At 67.8% G+C, this 17,003-nt stretch carries 16 protein-coding genes and 1 pseudogene; 11 read left to right on the top strand and 6 right to left on the bottom strand.

The genetic code is table 11. The features are described 5' to 3' along the window. Positions 1–369 precede the first annotated feature (369 nt). From ACMV5O_RS19135 to leuE, 4 genes are all read left to right on the top strand, one after another. Positions 370–1,134, top strand: coding sequence for a GntR family transcriptional regulator (locus ACMV5O_RS19135; RefSeq protein ID WP_416164949.1), 765 nt, complete (start codon positions 370–372; stop codon positions 1,132–1,134). 241 nt (positions 1,135–1,375) lie between these two features. Further along, a complete protein-coding gene (locus ACMV5O_RS19130) occupies positions 1,376–2,728 on the top strand; it encodes an NCS2 family permease (RefSeq protein ID WP_416164948.1) in 1,353 nt (450 codons plus the stop codon). Positions 2,729–2,796: 68 nt separating this feature from the next. After that, positions 2,797–3,705 (top strand): toll/interleukin-1 receptor domain-containing protein, encoded by a 909-nt coding sequence (locus ACMV5O_RS19125; RefSeq protein ID WP_416164947.1) that lies wholly within the window; start codon positions 2,797–2,799, stop codon positions 3,703–3,705. 88 nt (positions 3,706–3,793) lie between these two features. Then, entirely contained in the window at positions 3,794–4,465 is a 672-nt protein-coding gene (gene leuE / locus ACMV5O_RS19120; RefSeq protein ID WP_416164946.1) for a leucine efflux protein LeuE, read from the top strand. A 45-nt stretch (positions 4,466–4,510) separates the two neighbouring features. Here leuE and ACMV5O_RS19115 read toward each other — a convergent pair whose 3' ends face one another. Then, positions 4,511–6,190, bottom strand: a complete 1,680-nt coding sequence (locus tag ACMV5O_RS19115; protein ID WP_416164945.1) for a diguanylate cyclase domain-containing protein — start codon at positions 6,188–6,190, stop codon at positions 4,511–4,513. Positions 6,191–6,580: 390 nt separating this feature from the next. On the opposite strand from ACMV5O_RS19115, the gene ACMV5O_RS19110 reads away from it, so the two are divergent. The 4 genes from ACMV5O_RS19110 (at position 6,581) to ACMV5O_RS19095 (ending at position 10,566) form a co-directional block, all read left to right on the top strand. Further along, positions 6,581–7,564 (top strand): ABC transporter ATP-binding protein, encoded by a 984-nt coding sequence (locus ACMV5O_RS19110; RefSeq protein WP_416164944.1) that lies wholly within the window; start codon positions 6,581–6,583, stop codon positions 7,562–7,564. After that, positions 7,561–8,322: an ABC transporter permease gene (locus ACMV5O_RS19105; protein WP_416164943.1), complete on the top strand. Its 762-nt coding sequence runs from the start codon at positions 7,561–7,563 to the stop codon at positions 8,320–8,322. The genes ACMV5O_RS19110 and ACMV5O_RS19105 overlap by 4 nt, the downstream gene beginning before the upstream one ends. A gap of 29 nt (positions 8,323–8,351) precedes the next feature. After that, a complete protein-coding gene (locus ACMV5O_RS19100; protein WP_416164942.1) occupies positions 8,352–9,053 on the top strand; it encodes an HAD family hydrolase in 702 nt (233 codons plus the stop codon). A gap of 100 nt (positions 9,054–9,153) precedes the next feature. Further along, positions 9,154–10,566, top strand: coding sequence for a PLP-dependent aminotransferase family protein (locus tag ACMV5O_RS19095; RefSeq protein ID WP_416164941.1), 1,413 nt, complete (start codon positions 9,154–9,156; stop codon positions 10,564–10,566). On the opposite strand, the gene ACMV5O_RS19090 is transcribed toward ACMV5O_RS19095, so the two are convergent. Together ACMV5O_RS19090 and ACMV5O_RS19085 are read right to left on the bottom strand one after the other, a co-directional pair. Next, positions 10,561–10,869 (bottom strand): hypothetical protein, encoded by a 309-nt coding sequence (locus tag ACMV5O_RS19090; RefSeq protein WP_416164940.1) that lies wholly within the window; start codon positions 10,867–10,869, stop codon positions 10,561–10,563. The genes ACMV5O_RS19095 and ACMV5O_RS19090 overlap by 6 nt on opposite strands. Positions 10,870–10,871: 2 nt before the next feature. Beyond that, the gene (locus ACMV5O_RS19085; protein WP_416164939.1) at positions 10,872–11,480 is read right to left on the bottom strand and encodes a cytochrome c oxidase subunit 3 family protein; all 609 of its coding nucleotides are present in this window, start codon (positions 11,478–11,480) and stop codon (positions 10,872–10,874) included. Between the two features lie 198 nt (positions 11,481–11,678). Here ACMV5O_RS19085 and ccoG point away from each other — a divergent pair, with 198 nt between their 5' ends. The 3 genes from ccoG to ACMV5O_RS19070 are packed head-to-tail and all read left to right on the top strand — an operon-like array spanning position 11,679 to position 15,268. Beyond that, positions 11,679–13,088, top strand: a complete 1,410-nt coding sequence (gene ccoG / locus ACMV5O_RS19080) for a cytochrome c oxidase accessory protein CcoG (RefSeq protein ID WP_416164938.1) — start codon at positions 11,679–11,681, stop codon at positions 13,086–13,088. A 13-nt stretch (positions 13,089–13,101) separates the two neighbouring features. After that, entirely contained in the window at positions 13,102–14,772 is a 1,671-nt protein-coding gene (locus tag ACMV5O_RS19075; RefSeq protein ID WP_416164937.1) for a nitrite/sulfite reductase, read from the top strand. Then, positions 14,744–15,268: a DUF934 domain-containing protein gene (locus ACMV5O_RS19070; protein WP_416164936.1), complete on the top strand. Its 525-nt coding sequence runs from the start codon at positions 14,744–14,746 to the stop codon at positions 15,266–15,268. The genes ACMV5O_RS19075 and ACMV5O_RS19070 overlap by 29 nt, the downstream gene beginning before the upstream one ends. Positions 15,269–15,337: 69 nt before the next feature. Here ACMV5O_RS19070 and ACMV5O_RS19065 read toward each other — a convergent pair. From ACMV5O_RS19065 to ACMV5O_RS19055, 3 genes and pseudogenes are all read right to left on the bottom strand, one after another. Then, positions 15,338–15,475: pseudogene (locus ACMV5O_RS19065) on the bottom strand (4-oxalocrotonate tautomerase); the annotation flags it as partial. A gap of 35 nt (positions 15,476–15,510) precedes the next feature. Further along, the gene (locus ACMV5O_RS19060; RefSeq protein ID WP_416164935.1) at positions 15,511–16,758 is read right to left on the bottom strand and encodes a diguanylate cyclase; all 1,248 of its coding nucleotides are present in this window, start codon (positions 16,756–16,758) and stop codon (positions 15,511–15,513) included. Between the two features lie 110 nt (positions 16,759–16,868). Continuing rightward, positions 16,869–17,003: ureidoglycolate lyase (locus ACMV5O_RS19055; RefSeq protein WP_416164965.1), on the bottom strand; the 135-nt coding region annotated here is incomplete at its 5' end.

The following is a 17,003-nucleotide window of genomic DNA, read 5'->3' as shown; positions in this document are numbered from 1 at the left end:
GGGCGCGCACTGTGCAGTCGACCCGCGGCGGGCGGGGACGGTTGCGCGGCGCCTTGCTGTTTGTTTTACGCCGGCCGCACCGGCTTGTCCAAGATCGGGGCGGCGAGTGAATCCTGGTTGTTGATGACAAGATTGTCAACAATATAGGGCCGGCGTGGATCGACTGCGCTTGCCCGCCCTCAGCCCCTGGCGGCAAGGGCGGAGAGGGCGCGCAGCCCCGCGCCATCGGGGTTTGCGGGTCATTGCTGCAACTCTGGCGGGGGTACGTTGGGGCGCCGGGCGGATGTGGGGAATCACGATCCCGTTATAATCCCGCGGCCCGCTCGGCAAGCGTGACCGCAGGGGACGGGCGCGGACGGAGGTCATGACGTGAGCGAAGCGCAAGAACAGGACCCTGTTGTGGCGATGGCGGCGGGTAAGGCGGCGAGGACGCCGTCGACCGAGGAGATCCAGCGCGTCTTCGAGTCGCTACGCAATGCGGTGCTCGACCAGCGCCTGGCGCCCGGGCTGCAGTTGAAGGAGCAGGCGCTCGCCGACGCCTTCGGTGTCAACCGCGCCGTCGTGCGCCAGGCGCTGGCCCGGCTGGAGATCTATCGCCTGGTCACGCACGCGCCCAATCGTGGGGTGTTCGTTGCCCATCCGTCGGCGGCCGAGGGGCGCGACCTGTTCACCGCGCGCCGCTACATCGAGGCGGCGGTCGTCGAACTGGCGGTCGAGCGCTTCGACGAGTCCGACCTCGCGCCATTGCGCGCGCTGGTGCGGCGCGAGCGCGAGGCCTACGAGGCGGGCGAACTGCGCCAGGCGCTGCGCTTGTCGATCGACTTTCACCTCCAGCTTGCCGAGCGCGTGGGCAACACCGTGCTCGCCGCCTTCCTCGACGAGATCGTCACCCGCACGCCGCTGGTGGTCCTCGCCCATCGCCGCGAGTCGCCGCCGACCTGCATGCTCAGCGACCATGAGCACATCCTCGATGCGATCGCGGCGCGCGACCTCGAGCGCGCACGCGCGCTGATGATCGAGCATGTCGGCCATCTCGAAGGTCGGCTGGCGCTGGATCGGGGTGGCCGAGGGGCGGACGCCGGCATCGCCCGCCTGCTCGGACTCGATGGCGATGTGGCGAAGGCAGGCGGCTGAGGGGCTTCGGGCCACCGCGTCGTCACGGTATGTGGAAGGGCTGATGCGCGGTATTGCGAAACTCATATGGGCGCCACTGGCCATGGCTGCCTAAACTGAAAGCGCTGTCGTTGCCAAAATTGTTAACAAAGAGCGGCGGGCAGTGCGAGAGCACCTCCGGCGAGGTCCGCAGCCAAGCCGGGATGCACAAAACCAAACCCGGGCCGATGCCGCATCGCAGCCGGCCGAGAGGAGACCCTTCATGCACCCCCAGACTTCCACCACGGCTGCCGCGGCCGATGCCGCGCAAGCCCCTCCCGACAGCTGGCTGGAGCGTCGCTTCCGCCTCACCGCGCATGGCACCACGGTGCGCACCGAGGTGTTCGCCGGCCTCACCACCTTCATCACGATGGCCTACATCATCTTCGTCAACCCGACGATCATGGCGGCGGCCGGCATGGACCAGGGCGCGGCCTTCGTCGCCACCTGCATCGGCGCCGCCCTTGGCTGCCTGCTGATGGGCTTCTACGCCAACTGGCCGGTCGGGCTGGCGCCCGGCATGGGGCTCAACGCCTTCTTCACCTACACCGTGGTGGGTGAGATGGGCTACAGCTGGGAAGTGGCGCTAGGCGCGGTTTTCCTGTCCGGCGTGCTGTTCATGGTGATGAGCTTCACCCGGCTGCGTCAGTGGCTGCTCGACAGCATCCCGCACAGCCTGCGTTTCGCGATGGGGGCGGGGGTCGGACTGTTCCTCGGCTTCATCGGGCTCAAGATCGCCGGCATCGTGGTGCCCAGCGAAGCCACCCTGGTCACCATGGGGTCCATGCTCGAGCTGCCCGCGGCGCTCGCCGGGCTGTGCTTCCTGATGATCGGCGTGCTCAGCCACTACCGGGTGTTCGGCGCGATCCTGATCAGCATCCTGGCGGTCACCTTCCTCGGCTGGGCGGCGGGCATCGTCGAGTACGGCGGGCTGGTATCGATGCCGCCGAGCCTGGCGCCGACGCTGCTGGCGATGGATGTGGCCGGCGCCTTCGACGTCGCGATGATCAGCGTCATCCTCGCCTTCCTGTTTGTGAACATGTTCGATACCGCCGGCACGCTGATGGGGGTGGCGCACCGCGCCGGGCTGACCAAGGCTGACGGCCGCATCGAGAACCTGCCGCAGGCGCTCAAGGCCGACAGCAGCGCGAGCGTGATCGGCGCCTGCGTCGGCTGCCCGCCGGTGACGAGCTACGTCGAGAGTTGTTCGGGTGTCGAGGCGGGCGGGCGCACCGGGCTCACCGCGATCACCGTCGGCGTGCTGTTCCTAGGGGCGATGTTCTTCGCCCCGCTGGCCGGCATGATCCCGGGCTACGCCACCGCCGGCGCGCTGATCTACGTCGCCATGCTGATGACCACCGGCCTCGCCCACATCGACTGGGAGGACTACACCGACACCATCCCGGCGATCGTCACCGCCGTGATGATGCCGCTCACCTTCTCGATCGCCAACGGCATCGCGCTCGGCTTCGTCGCCTACGTCGTGCTGAAGTTCTGCACCGGCCAGCTGCGCGCCATCTCGCCGGCGCTGTACGCGCTGTTCGTGCTCTTCCTCGCCAAGTTCGTGTTCCTGTAGGCGGCCGGCTGGCGGGCGATGGTGGCGCATGCTTGAATGAAGCTCCAAGCCATCGAGCACCGTCTGCCATGCCCAGCCTGTTCGTCTCCTACCGTCGCGAGGACAGCGCCGGCTTTGCCGGCCGGCTCACCGACGCGCTCGAGCAGCGCCTGGGCGTGGGCAGCGTCTTTCGGGATGTCGACGACATCACGCCCGGCGAGGATTTCGAGGCCGTGATCGAGCGCAAGCTGCGCCGGGTCGAGGCCGTGCTGGTGGTGATCGGGCCGGGCTGGCTCGATGCCGCGCGGGACGGGCAGCGCCGCCTCGATCTGGCGGGCGATTTCGTCCGCCGCGAGATCGAGCAGGCGCTCGCCTCGGGCAAGCCGGTGGTGCCCATCCTGGTCGGCGGGGCGCCGATGCCGGCCGCCGCGTCGCTGCCGCCCTCGCTGCGCAGCCTGGCCAACCGCCACGCGCTGGCCTTGGGCGACGCGACCTGGTCCGCCGACCTGGCGCGGCTCGAGGCGGTGCTCGCGCAGTGGCTGACGACCCCTGCGAGGCCGGCAGCGACGACCGACCGGCGCAGGCGTGTGCTGGCCGTGGTGGTCGCGCTCGGTGTCGCGCTCGGGCTTGGCGCCTGGTGGTTCGAGGGCGACCCGGCGCCCGGCCCGGAGGCCATCGCCGGCACGTGGACCGCCGAGGTCTCCTATCCGTGGGATCTGACGCTGCGGGAAGAGTACGAATTCGAACTGCGCGGCGGCAGGGTCGAGGGCCGGGCGAGCTTTCTCGGCACCCCGCGCGCGCTCGAGGCCGTGGAGTGGCGGGACGGCCGCCTGCACTTCCTGACGCGCAGCGCATCGCAGTCCGGCAGCGCGCCGCCAAGCGAGCTGGAGCAGCGCTACGAGATGCAGCCCGAGGGCGACGCGCTGCACATCCGGCTGGAGATCCGCCGCAGCCACAGCGTGGACCCGCCGCTCGAGTTCGTCGCGCAGCGACGCTGAACGCAGCGCCCGGGCGCTGGAAATGGGCTGCCGGGCGGCGCACAATCACGGCCCGTTCCCGCTCGTCCGCCTGCAAGGAAACCGCGCGATGTTCTACGGCATCACCGACCTCACCACCTTCATCCTCGGCACCATCTTCATCGTGCTGCTGCCGGGGCCCAATTCGCTCTACGTGATGGCGGCGGCCTCGCGCTGGGGCACGCGTGCCGGCTACCAGGGCGCGGCCGGGATCTTCGTCGGCGACACCATCCTGATGCTGCTTGCGGTGATGGGCATGGCCTCGGTGCTGCGCGCCACGCCCGAGCTGTTCATGGTGATCAAGTATGCCGGGGCCGGCTACCTGGCATGGGTGGGGCTCAGCCTGCTGCGCAGCGCGCTTGCCACCTGGCGGCGCGGGGACGAGCGCGCCGAGGCGGTCGGTGATGGCAAGCCGGACTATCCGCCGGTGCGCAGCACGCCCCACCCGTTCCGCACCGCGCTCGTGATCAGCCTGATGAACCCGAAGGCGATCCTGTTCTTCGTCTCCTTCTTCATCCAGTTCGTCGATCCGACCTACGCGCATCCGGCGTTGTCCTTCGTGATCCTGGGCGTGATCGTGCAGATCTGCAGCGTGCTCTACCTGTCGGTGCTGATCTTCGCCGGCGCGCGCCTGGCCGCGCAGTTCCGCCGCCATCGCCGCGTGGCCGCAGGCGCCACCGCGGGCGTGGGCGGGGTGTTCATCGGCTTCGGCGCCAAGCTGGCGACGGCGACGCTGGGCTGAGCGCCAGCGCGGCGCGGACGCCGCAGCCGGGGCGGCCGATCCTTGCTAGCCGCTGCGCTCTGCCGCCCTGCCATCCTGCTTGGCACGGTACATGGCCGCGTCGGCGTGGCGCGACAGGGCTGCGGCGTCGAGGCCGTCCTCGGGATGGACGGCCACGCCGATGCTGGCCGAGACGCGCAGGCGATGGCCGTCGAGCTCGAAGGGCTGGCCGATGGCCTCGTCGATCTTCTGCACCACGCGTGCCGCGTCGTCGACCGACTGAACGCTGCGCAGCAGGATGACGAATTCGTCGCCGCCGATGCGGGCGGCGGTGTCGGATTCGCGGATGTTCTGCCGGATGCGCGCGGCCACGCCCTTGAGCACGCGGTCGCCGGCGGCGTGGCCGAAGCGGTCATTGATCGGCTTGAAATCGTCGAGGTCGATGAAGAGCAGCGCCAGGCGGCTTTCGTCGCGGCGCGCGGCCGCCAGTGCCACGCGCATGCGATCGTCGAACAGGGCGCGATTGGGCAGGTCGGTGAGGGGGTCGTGTTGCGCAAGGTGCTCGAGTTCGCCCATCTGCTGGGCGACCTTGGTGCGCAACTCGGCAAAGCGGCGCGCCAGCACGCCGATCTCGTCCTGGCGCCGGACCGGCAGCGCGGGGCCGCGACCGTCATCGGCAAAGCACTCGACCGCGTTGCTCAGGGCGTTGATCGGTCGCGTGATTGCCCGCGCCAGGATGCTGGCGATGAGGATGCCGGCAATGCTGAGGCCGAGCACGATCTGCATCACCACGCCGCCAAGCGGTGCGGCGCGGGCCAGGATGGAGTCGAGCGGCTGCGCGAGGCCAAGCACGAAGCGGTTGTCCGCGGTGTGGACCTGGGCGTAGGCGGCGATGAAGCCGGCCACCACGGCGACCTTGTCATCGGTCGGGCTTCGCGCCTCGATGACCAGGTCCTCCACCCGCCCGTCGACCAGTTTCTGTGTGGCGGGGAACTCGTCCTGCACACGAACGCGCCGGCCCCGGTCGAAGCCGAAGGTGCGCGACGCATCGGGGTGGATCAGGTAATCACCGCTGCCGTTGGTCAGGTAGAGCTGGAAATCGGGGGGCAGGTCGGCCGCGAGCAGGCCGAAGACGCCGTTGAGGTCGGCGTTGATCACGATCACGCCCCGGGTGCGACCGCTCGCGTCGACCACCGGCGTGGCGAACTGCACGCTGGGCTGGCGGAGGGCGGCATCCGCAGCGCGCTCATGGTTGAGGGCGACGCGCGACATGTACACCTCGCCCGCGCGCAGGCGCAGCGTCTCGAACACATAGGGGTGGTGGCCCGTCTTCTGCAGGTGATCGCCGCTCACGCGCAGCAGGGCGCTGCCGTTGCGGTCGACGCGCACGCGCTCGAGACCCGGTTCGTCGGCCGCGATCAGGCGGATCTGGAAATAGGACGGGTTGGCCTCCTGCAGCAAGGCGAACTGGGTGGCGAGCTCGGCCGCGCGGGCAGGGCTGCCGTTATCGAGGACGGCGAGTGCAGCGGGGTGGCGGGCCAGCGCGCGCAGGGTGCGGGAGATCTCCTGCCGCACCACGGTGATACGGCGCGCGAGCACGCGCGTGGAGGTCAGCAGCTCGGCCTTCGCCGACTGCACCAGCAGCCCCCTGCTTGCGCTGTACGCATAGAAGCCGGAGATACCGGCGGCGAGCATGCCGACCAGCGCCAGCACCACCGCGAGCTTGGCCGCGATGCCGAACTTCATGGCGCCAGCACCCGCGGCGGCGAGCCCGCGCAAACGACGCACGCCCCCAACAGCATGCCGCGTCGGCCGTCTGCGACCGGCTCGAGCCTCGGCAGGCGGCCGGATGCGCAGCCGCCGGGGCGACGGGAACGACAGCTACGGAGCATGGCGGGGCGGTTCCGGTTGATCACTCGCAGGCGAGGGCGCGCCCTGCGAGGGCTTCGGTGGCAGGGCGGCGCGGATGTCGAGGGTGGAGGGCAAGGTGACGCTGCTCATTCTAGAGCAGGCCGGGCCCCGTTTCCGCGCCGTCAGCGCCTGCGCAGTCGCTTCGTGTCGTGCGATTGGGGGGCGCCGGCTGTGCGGCCGCTCACGAGACCGAGCCGGCGCGCGGCGATCTGCTATCTTCCCCGCATGCAATCGATCATCTCCCTATCCGGTCTGTCCAAGACCTACGCTTCGGGCTTCGCCGCGCTGCAGGGCGTCGATCTCGACATCCGCCGCGGCGAGATCTTCGCCCTGCTCGGCCCCAACGGTGCGGGCAAGACGACCCTGATCAGCGTCGTGTGCGGCCTGGTCACCCCGAGCGCCGGCACGGTGAGCGTGGCCGGCCACGACATCATCCGCGACTACCGCGCGGCACGGGCGCTGATCGGCCTGGTGCCACAGGAGCTCACCACCGATGCCTTCGAGACGGTGTGGAACACGGTGAGCTTCTCTCGCGGCCTGTTCGGCAAGCCGCCCAACCCGGCCTACATCGAGCAGTTGCTGAAGGAGCTGTCGCTGTGGAACAAGAAGGACGCCAAGCTGATGATGCTCTCGGGCGGCATGAAGCGCCGGGTGCTGATCGCCAAGGCGCTGTCGCACGAGCCGCGCATCCTGTTCCTCGACGAGCCCACCGCGGGCGTCGACGTCGAGCTGCGGCGCGACATGTGGCAGCTCGTGCGCCGGCTGCGCGACAGCGGCGTCACCGTGATCCTGACCACCCACTACATCGAGGAGGCCGAGGAGATGGCCGACCGCATCGGCGTCATCGCCAAGGGCCGGCTGATCCTGGTCGAGGACAAGGACGCGCTGATGAACAAGCTCGGCGGCAAGCAGCTCACGCTGCAGCTGGCGGCACCGATCGCCGAGGTTCCGCCCGCACTGGCGCGCTACGGCCTGACGCTGGGCAAGGGCGGCAGCACGCTGGTGTATCGCTACGAGGCCCAGACCGAGGACAACGCGATCGCCGACCTGCTGCAGGACCTTGCCGCTGCCGGCATTGCCTTTGCCGACCTGCACACCACCCAGCGCTCGCTGGAAGAGATCTTCGTCAGCCTGGTGAGCGAGCGCGAACAGGCCACCACGGCGGATGAGCGTCACATCGCCACGGCCGCAGGGGAGGGCGCACGATGAACTGGCACGCGGTCCGCGCGATTTACTTCTTCGAGATGGCGCGCACCAAGCGCACGCTGCTGCAGAGCGTGCTCGCGCCGGTGATCACCACCACGCTGTACTTCGTCGTGTTCGGTTCGGCGATCGGCACGCGCATCCCCGAGGTCGAGGGCGTGAGCTACGGCGCCTTCATCGTGCCCGGCCTGATCATGCTCAACCTGCTCACCCAGAGCGTGTCGAACGCCTCCTTCGGCATCTTCTTCCCGAAGTTCTCGCGCACGATCTACGAGCTGCTGTCGGCCCCGATCTCGCATTTCGAGATCGTGCTGAGCTATGTCGGCGCGGCCGCGACCAAGGCCGTGATCCTGAGCGTGATCATCCTCGCCACCGCGGCCTTCTTCGTGCCGCTGCGCATCGAGCACCCGCTGTGGATGATCGCCTTCCTGCTGCTGACCGCGGTCAGCTTCAGCCTGCTCGGCTTCATCCTCGGCATCTGGGCGGACAATTTCGAGAAGCTGCAGTTGGTGCCGCTCCTGATCATCACTCCGCTGACCTTCCTCGGCGGCAGCTTCTATTCGATCGACATGCTGCCGGCGCTGTGGCGCACGGTGTCGCTGTTCAACCCGGTGGTGTACCTGGTGAGCGGCTTTCGCTGGAGCTTCTACGGCAGCGCCGACGTGGCGGTGGGGGTAAGCCTGGCGATGACCCTGCTGTTTCTGGCGGTGTTCGTCGCGATCGCGACCTGGATGCTGAGGACGGGGTATCGCCTGAAGCCGTGAGCGGGCGCGCCGCGCGCCGCTCGGTTACCATGGCCACCATGCTGAACCTGAACCGAATCAAGGCGATCTCGCTTGACCTGGACGACACGCTGTGGCCGGTCTGGCCGACCATCGAGCGCGCCGAACAGACACTCCACGACTGGCTGGCGCTCAATGCGCCGCTGACGGCGCAACGCTATGCGAACCCGCGGGCACTGCGCGAAGTTCGCGACGCCCTTGGCCAGCAGCGGCCCGAACTCGTGCACGACCTCACCACCCTGCGTCGCGAGTCGATCCGCGTCGCGCTCGCGAGCGCAGGCGAGGACCCGCAGCTCGCCGAGCCCGCTTTCGAGGTATTCTTCGAGGCACGCCACGCGGTGAGCTTCTTCCCCGACGCGCTGCCCGCGCTCGAAGCCCTGGCCGCGCGTTTTCCGCTGGTGAGCCTGACCAACGGCAACGCCGAAATCTCCCGTGTCGGGCTGGGCGCCTTCTTCGTCGCCAGCGTCGCTGCGCTGCAGGTGGGGGTGCCCAAACCCCACGCCCGCATCTTCCACGTCGCGGCCGAGGCCGCGGGCGTCGCGCCGGAGGCGGTGCTGCACGTGGGCGACGATGCGCTGCTCGACGTGCTGGGCGCACGCGCAGCCGGCATGCAGGCGGCCTGGATCAATCGCGACCAATCGCCGTGGGCGCACCCGGAGCGGCCACATGTGGAAGCGGCCGACCTGACCGAGCTGGTCCGGGCCTTGACGTAGGCGACCGTTCAAGCTGCGGGGTGTCGTGGGACACGGCCATGGCGGGTTCGCCATTCAAACGTAATGCCGAGCTCGCGCGGGGTTGCTAGCATTGTCTCCCATGAGCCTCTACCAGGATTTTGCCGACAGGACCGCACAGCTGATCGCGGACGGCGTGTTGCGCGCGGGCGACAAGCTGCTGTCCGTTCGCCAGGCCTGCAAGACGCACGGCCTCAGCCCGATCACGGTCACGCAGGCCTACCACCTGCTCGAGAGCCGGGGCCTGATCGAGGCGCGGCCCAGGTCGGGCTACTTCGTGCGGGCCCGGCTCGGGAGCAAACTCCCCGAGCCGGAGATGAGCCATCCGGTGGGCGGCTCCACGGCGCTCGAGGTCAGCGACTTCATCTTCCAGATCCTCGACAGCGTGCGCGATCCTGCGATTGTCCCCTTGGGGTCGAGCTTTCCGGACGCGCGCCTGTATCCGCTCGACAAGCTCGGCCGTTTCCTCGCCGCAGCCGCGCGTCACCTGGACCCGCTGGCCACGGTGACCGACCTGCCACCGGGCAACGAGGAACTGCGCCGACAGCTCGCACTGCGTTACCTGGCGCATGGCGCCTCGGTGTCGCCGCAGGAAATCGTCGTCACCTCAGGGGCGATGGAAGGGCTCAACCTCTGCCTGCAGGCCCTGACCCAGCCCGGCGACCTGGTCGCGATCGAGTCACCCACCTTCTACGCGGGGCTGCAGGCGAGCGAACGCCTTGGGCTCAAGGTGATCGAGATCCCGAGCCACCCGCGCGAGGGGGTGAGCCTGGATGCGCTGGCCGACGCGCTGCGCCATCATCCGGTCAAGGCCTGCCTGTTCATGCTCAACTACGCCAACCCGACCGGCAGCCGCGTATCGGACGAGAACAAGCGCGCGTTGCTGGAACTGCTGCGCAAGTACCAGGTTCCGTTGATCGAGGACGATGTCTATGCCGAGCTGTACTTCGGCCGCGAGGCGCCCTTGTGCAGCAAGGCGATGGACACCGACGGACTGGTGCTGCACGTATCGTCGTTCTCGAAGTGCGTCGCCCCGGGGTACCGCGTGGGATGGGTCGCGGCAGGGCGTTTCGCCAAAAAGGTGCAGCGGCAGAAATACGCGACCAGCCTGGCGACGGCCGTGCCGATGCAGATCGCGCTGGCCGATTACCTCAAACACGGCGGCTTCGACAACCACCTGCGCCACCTGCGCCGGCAGCTTGCCACCCAGCAAGCGCAACTGCTGGCCGGCATTGAGGCGCACTTCCCGGCCGGTAGCCGTCTGGCGCGGCCGGACGGCGGATACTTCTTGTGGCTCGAACTGCCCGCCCAGGTCGATGCGCTGCGGCTGCACAAAGAGGCACTCGCGCACGGCATCAGCACGGCGCCGGGGCCGATCTTTTCCGCGAAGCGCGAGTTTTCCAACTACCTTCGGCTCAATTTCGGCCATCCCGCAAGCTCTCGCCAGGATCAGGCCCTGGCCACGCTCGGCAGGCTGATCAAGCGGCAGCTATAGGCTCGCAAAGCGGGCGAAGCTGTCGCCGAAGAAGGTCGTCAGCACGATCGCGATCGGCGTGAAGGCGATGAAGAAGCGCAGCACGTTGCGAAGGAAGGGGTGAGCCAGCTCAGCCTCGATGAAGTGGCGCGCAACCAGGTGGCCCTTGAGCCAGATGATTGCGGCGACGACCAATTGCACGGCGTCCTGCCCGCCGAGACCGTTGCCGAGTTGCGGGCTGACGAGGGTCAGCCCGACCAGGGCCAGCCAGGTCAGGACCAGGGGCCGAAGTGAGGTGGCGGGTTTGCGCGCGATCGTTTCCATGATCAGACCAGAACGTAGAAGAAGGGGAAGATGACCAGCCAGATGATGTCGGTCGCGTGCCAGTAGCTGGCGAGCGCCTCCAGACCGCTGTGCTCGTCGGCGGTATAGATCCCGAACCCGTGTCGGGTCAGGACCCAGAGGATGCCGAGAATGCCCCAGAAGGCATGCACCATATGGGTGAAGGTCAGGTAGTAATAGACAGTGAAGAAGATCCCTGACTGGCCATCGATACCGTGCGCGAGGTTCCACTGGATCTCGAAGTACTTGGCTACCGGATAGCCCAGCGCCGCGACCAGGCCCGCGATCAGCCAGCCGATCGATTGGCGCCTGCGTCCGGCGCGCAGGCTCGTCACCGAGCAGGCGATGAAGAAGCTGCTGCTCACCATCAGCAAGGTGATCACCACGCCGGCCGTCTGCGAGAGCCGCTCCGCTCCGGTGTGGAAGGCGTCGGGAAAGTGCGCGCGGGCGACGAAATACACGACGAACAGCACCAGGAACTCGACGAATTCGCAGCAGATCCCGACCCAGATGCCCTTATTGCCCGGCACCCTGCCGGTATTGGGGCTCGCCTCACCTCCTGGGGCGGGCAGACTCATCGTATTGGCGATCACGGGGTTTCACTCCTGATTCGATGCCGTGATTGTGACCGCCTGCAGCGGCGTGGACAGGAACAGTCGAGTCGATAGCCGGCAGGCACAGCGAAGCCCTTGCGCCGAATCTGTACCTGTTCCAAATCGACCAATCTGAATCTGCACCTGTTTCGCCCCGGGTGATGTACTTCCGGCCATCGTCAGAGCCGGAGCACATTCATGAACCCACCCGTCAGCAAGGTGCGCGAAGCCAAGCTGGAGTTTTATCGCAAGAAGGGAAAGATCCACGCCAAGGCGGTGCAGGGCCGCTACAACAGCCTGCGCTGGGCCATGGTGTGGCTCACCCAGATCGTGTTCTACGGCGCGTGCTGGTTGCCGTGGACAACGGAAGCGGGGACGCGGCAGGCGATCCTGTTCGACATCGTCGACGAGAAGCTCTACCTCTTCGACCTGGTCCTGTGGCCGCAGGATGCGCTGCTGCTCGCCTTCGTCCTCATTCTCGCCGCGACCGCGCTGTTCTTCACCACGGCCCTCGCAGGGCGTCTGTTCTGCGGCTTCGCCTGTCCGCAGACGGTCTATACGTCGATCTTCGTGTGGATCGAAGGCAAGGTCGAAGGCGACCACCTCGCGCGCCTGCGCCTCGACCAGAGCCCGATGTCGGCGCGCAAGCTGCTGATCAAGTCGGTCAAGCATGGCATCTGGGCGCTGGTGGCGGCGTGGACGGCAATCACCTTCGTCGGCTACTTCACCCCGATCCGGGAACTGCTGCCGGCGATCGCCGGTTTTCAGACCGGGCCCTGGGAGACCTTCTGGCTGATCTTCTACGCGGCCTTCACCTATCTGCAGGCGGGGCTGGCACGCGAGGCCGTATGCCAGCACATGTGTCCGTACTCGCGCTTCCAGGGCGTGATGCTCGATCCGGATACGGCGAACGTCAGCTACGACGCCCGGCGCGGAGAACCGCGGGGCGCCTTGCGCCAGGCCGGTGCCGGTAACAAGGATAAGGGCGACTGCATCGACTGCGGGATCTGCGTGCAGGTGTGTCCGACCGGCATCGACATCCGCGACGGCCTGCAATACCAGTGCATCAACTGCGGCCTGTGCATCGACGGCTGCGACGAGGTCATGGACCGGATCGGCGCACCGCGCGGCCTGATCCGCTTCGCGAGCGAACGCGAGCTTGCCGGCCAGCCCAAGGCCGCCGCGGTCTGGTCGCGGCCGCGGACCCTGGTCTATGTCGGCTTGCTGCTGGTGTTCACGGCGCTGGGGGCATGGACCCTGAACGAGCGCGTGCTGCTGCGTGTGGAGGTGCACCGGGATCGCGGCGCCCTGATGCAGGAGACCACGGACGGCCGGATCGAGAACAGCTACACCCTCAAGCTCATCAACATGGAGGAGGCGGCCCGCCAGTTCCGCATCGGTGTGAGCGGCCTGCCAGGGCTGCGGATCGAGGGGGCCTTCGAGTTCATGGTCGAGCCGGGGCGCGTCCATACCGTCACGCTCACCCTGTCATCCCCGCTCGACGGCATGCCGTCGGGCGTGCAGCCGATCGCATTCGAGGCGGTGGCGCTGCACGACCGAAGCCTTGCCGTGCGCGAGCAGAGCACCTTCATCCTGCCCACCCACTGAACACTCAGCCATCATGTACCGCTACAACGAAACCGATCAGCGCCTGGTCAATGACCGTGTCCGCCAGTTCCGCGACCAGATGCAGCGCCACCTCGACGGCAAGCTCAGCGAGGACGACTTCCGCCCGCTTCGTCTGCAGAACGGGCTGTACCTGCAACGCCACGCGCCGATGCTGCGCGTGGCCATCCCCTACGGCACGCTGTCGAGCATGCAGTTGCGCATGCTTGCGCACATCGCACGCACCTGCGACCGCGGCTACGGACACTTCACGACGCGCAGCAACATCCAGTTCAACTGGGTCCGCTTTGCCGACGTGCCGGACATCCTGGCCCTGCTGGCCACGGTCCAGATGCATGCGATCCAGACCTCGGGCAACTGCATCCGCAACATCACGACCGACCAGTTCGCCGGCGTTGCGCACGACGAGATCGTGGATCCGCGCCCCTATTGCGAGATCGTCCGCCAGTGGTCGGCGCTGGCGCCCGAGTTCCAGTTCCTGCCGCGCAAGTTCAAGATCGCCATCGCCGGCGGCGAGGAGGACCGCGCCGCGGTGCGATTCCACGACATCGGTGCGAGGGCGCGGCTGGGCGACCAAGGCGAGCCCGGCTTCGAGATCTTCGTCGGCGGCGGCCTCGGTCGCACGCCGATGGTCGGGCACTGCATCAAGCCCTTTCTGCCACGCGCCGAGCTGCTGAACTACTTCGAGGCGATCCTGCGCGTCTATAACCGCTACGGACGTCGCGACAACAAGTACAAGGCGCGGATGAAGATCCTGGTCAAGGATTTGAGCGTCGAAGGTTTCGCACGCGAGGTGGACGCGGAATGGCGTGATACGCGCGGCGCGGGAAGCCTGATCCCGGAATCCACCTTCGAGACGATGGAAGCGTTCTTTGCGCCAGCTGCGTACGGCGACGCGCGGGCAACCGATCTGGCTTTCGTTGCGCCTCGCGCCGAGAATCGCCCGTTCGCGCGCTGGGTCGAGCGTAACGTGGCGTCGCATCGGCACCCCGGGCACGGCATCGTCACCCTGTCGCTGAAGAAGACCGGCGTGCCGCCGGGCGATGCGACAGCCGACCAGATGGACCTGGTCGCCGAACTGGCCGAGCGCTTCAGTGGCGGCGAGATCCGCGTCAGTCACGAGCAGAACCTGATCCTGCCCAACGTGCCGCTGCGTGACCTGTATGCGCTGTGGGAGATCGCGCGGAGAAGCGGGCTCGCAACGCCAAACATCGGCCTGCTGACCGATGTCGTCTGCTGCCCCGGGGGTGACTTCTGCGCGCTGGCCAATGCGAAATCCCTGCCGGTCGCCGCCGCGATCCAGGCGCGCTTCGACGACCTCGACTATCTGTTCGACCTCGGTCCGCTGGAGCTGAACATCTCCGGCTGCGTCAATGCCTGCGGCCATCACCACATCGGGCACATCGGCATCCTCGGCGTCGATAAGAACAACGAGGAGTGGTACCAGGTGACCTTGGGCGGCAGCGAAGGCGAGCGCTCCCGCCTCGGGCGCGTGATCGGGCCGTCCTTCGCGGCCAGCGACATTCCCGACGTCATCGAACGGCTTGTGCAGGCCTATGTACGCGAGCGCCTCGCCGAAGAGTGCTTCATCGACACGCTCGATCGCATCGGCCTCGAACCTTTCAAGCGTGCCGTCTATGGAGAACGCCATGAAGCCGCTCATTAAGGGTGGGCGCATCGTCGCCGACGAATGGAGCCTGCTCTCGCACGAGGCCCTCGACGACATCGACCTGACCCCCGCCGGCCCGCTGCAGATCGTGCCGCTCGCGCACTACCGCAGGCACGCCGAAGTACTGCAGAAGCAAGGGCACCGCATCGCGATCCTGCTCGGCCCGGATGATGAACCCGACGCCGTGGCGCCGTATCTGGCGGACATCGGTCTCGTCGCCATCCATTTTCCGAGCTTTACCGATGGGCGGGGTTATTCGACGGCGCGCCTGTTGAGAGGCCGCCTCAACTTCACCGGCGAATTACGCGCGATCGGCGACATTCTCCGCGACCAGCTGTACTTCCTGCAGCGCTGCGGTTTCGATGCGTTCTCGCTGCGCGCCGACCAGGACGTCAGCGCAGCACTGAGTGCTTTCGGCGACTATGCGTGGGCGCCTTTTTCGGCCGCAGCGGCAGACGAGGATCGAGGTCGCGTTGAACGTCCGCCTGCCTGAGCCCGATGGCGCTATCGCTCGTCCTCGATTTCGTGGTCGGGCAGGTGGCGCCGTGCCGAGCGCAGTGACTCAGCTTCGCTCCGACCACAGCACGCCGCCGGTCGCCCAGCGCTCGCGCTTGACGTCGATCAGGATGATGTCGACCGCGCCCGGGTCGCAGTCGAGGACGCGGCAGGTTTCCTTTGTCAGGGCTTCGACGAGCTCGCGCTTCTGTTCGCGTCAGGCCGGTACCCCGACAGGCCTCATGCGACCGCAAGGCGGTTGCGTCCGCTGCGCTTGGCCTGGTAGAGGGCCGCATCGGCGCGGGCGAACAAGGCGTCCGTCGTCTCGTGCGGCGCGCGTGTGGCGAGGCCGAGCGACACCGTGCACGTGCCGACCTCCGCATCCCGATGCTCGGCGACGCGTGCTCGCATGCGCTCGGCCAGCTCTGCTGCCGGCCCTTGCGGGCAATCCTCGAGCACAACCACGAACTCCTCGCCGCCCCAGCGGATCACCGTGTCGCGGCTGCGCACCGACTGGCGCAGGATGCGCGCGACCTCACGCAGCACGCGATCGCCGGCGGGGTGGCCGAAGCGGTCATTGATCCGCTTGAAGTGATCGATGTCGCACACCAGCAGACTCAGCGACGTCCCCTGCGCCTGCGTCCTGCGCTGGGCGGCCTCGAGCAGGTGCAGGCCGTGGCGCCGGTTATGCAGCCCGGTAAGCGTGTCTTCGGTCGCGGCCTGGCGCAGGGCTTGTTCGAGGTCGACCCGCTCGGAAATGTCCTTGCTCACGCTGACGTAGTGGCTGACGCGGCCCGTGTCGTCGCAGATCGGCGAGATGCTCTGCTCGGCATGGTAAAGCGAGCCGTCGCGCCGGCGGTTGATGAAGGTGGCGCGGAAGTCGCTGCCGCTGGCCAGCGAGGCGCGCAGCGTGGCGTAGAACTCGTCGTCGTGCTCGCCGGAGCGGAACAGGGCCGGGGTCTTGCCGATCACCTCCTCGACCCCATAGCCGGTCACGTTGGCGAAGGCGAGGTTGGCGAAGATGATGCGCTTGTCGACATCGGTCACGATGATCGGGTCGCTCGCGGCATCGAGCGCGCGCGCGAGCAGGCGGTTCTCGTGTTCGGCGCGGATCGATTCGGAGATGTCCCGCTGCACCGACACGAAATGGGTGACCACGCCATCGTCATCGCGGACCGGGGTGATGCTCCAGCGCACCGTGTAGGCCGAGCCGTCCTTGCGGTAGTTGACCGCCGTGCCTTCGAAGACGCGCCCTTCTCGTAGGCAGTTCCGCAACTCGTCGATCACCGCGGGGTCGGTTTCCGGCCCCTGCAGGATCTTGAGCGAGCGTCCCCTCAGTTCGTCCAGCGTGTAGCCGGTCATCTTGCAGAACGCCGGGTTGGCGATCTCCACCCGTCCGCCCACAGCGAGGTCGGCGTCGGTGATCACGATCGCGTTCCAGGATTGCATCACGGCTGCCTGGAACAGTCTCGACTGGGGGGTGCGCATGGGCAAAGGCAAGGACCAAAAGACCCATGCTAGCAGCCTCGCGCGCCAGCGCCGACCGCTCGCGAGACGGGGGCGTGTCGTGGGTCACGGCGCTGCGTTTGCCTGCCCCCTCAGCTCGCAGCGGCGATGACGCCGGGGCGCTCGAGCTGGATCTCGTCGCAGTTGTGCCCCGGCCCGCTGCGATCGATGACGATGAAGTCGCACACGGTCTCGAGCGCGAGCAGCGGGTGGTGCCAGACGCCGGT

It is taken from the genome of Thauera sp. WH-1, from assembly GCF_047806685.1.
Classification (GTDB): domain Bacteria; phylum Pseudomonadota; class Gammaproteobacteria; order Burkholderiales; family Rhodocyclaceae; genus Thauera.
The sequence above is the reverse complement of the archived record's forward strand: the minus strand, read 5'-3'. Positions and strand labels throughout refer to the sequence as shown.

Excerpts from the sequence above, each read along its gene's own strand:
- ACMV5O_RS19130 (WP_416164948.1), top strand. The coding sequence starts at position 1,376 with ATGCACCCCCAGACTTCCACCACGGCTGCCGCGGCCGATGCCGCGCAA.
- ACMV5O_RS19125 (WP_416164947.1), top strand. The coding sequence starts at position 2,797 with ATGCCCAGCCTGTTCGTCTCCTACCGTCGCGAGGACAGCGCCGGCTTT.
- leuE (WP_416164946.1), top strand. The coding sequence starts at position 3,794 with ATGTTCTACGGCATCACCGACCTCACCACCTTCATCCTCGGCACCATC.
- ACMV5O_RS19115 (WP_416164945.1), bottom strand. The coding sequence starts at position 6,190 with ATGAAGTTCGGCATCGCGGCCAAGCTCGCGGTGGTGCTGGCGCTGGTC.
- ACMV5O_RS19110 (WP_416164944.1), top strand. The coding sequence starts at position 6,581 with ATGCAATCGATCATCTCCCTATCCGGTCTGTCCAAGACCTACGCTTCG.
- ACMV5O_RS19105 (WP_416164943.1), top strand. The coding sequence starts at position 7,561 with ATGAACTGGCACGCGGTCCGCGCGATTTACTTCTTCGAGATGGCGCGC.
- ACMV5O_RS19100 (WP_416164942.1), top strand. The coding sequence starts at position 8,352 with ATGGCCACCATGCTGAACCTGAACCGAATCAAGGCGATCTCGCTTGAC.
- ACMV5O_RS19095 (WP_416164941.1), top strand. The coding sequence starts at position 9,154 with ATGAGCCTCTACCAGGATTTTGCCGACAGGACCGCACAGCTGATCGCG.
- ACMV5O_RS19090 (WP_416164940.1), bottom strand. The coding sequence starts at position 10,869 with ATGGAAACGATCGCGCGCAAACCCGCCACCTCACTTCGGCCCCTGGTC.
- ccoG (WP_416164938.1), top strand. The coding sequence starts at position 11,679 with ATGAACCCACCCGTCAGCAAGGTGCGCGAAGCCAAGCTGGAGTTTTAT.
- ACMV5O_RS19075 (WP_416164937.1), top strand. The coding sequence starts at position 13,102 with ATGTACCGCTACAACGAAACCGATCAGCGCCTGGTCAATGACCGTGTC.
- ACMV5O_RS19070 (WP_416164936.1), top strand. The coding sequence starts at position 14,744 with ATGGAGAACGCCATGAAGCCGCTCATTAAGGGTGGGCGCATCGTCGCC.
- ACMV5O_RS19060 (WP_416164935.1), bottom strand. The coding sequence starts at position 16,758 with ATGCGCACCCCCCAGTCGAGACTGTTCCAGGCAGCCGTGATGCAATCC.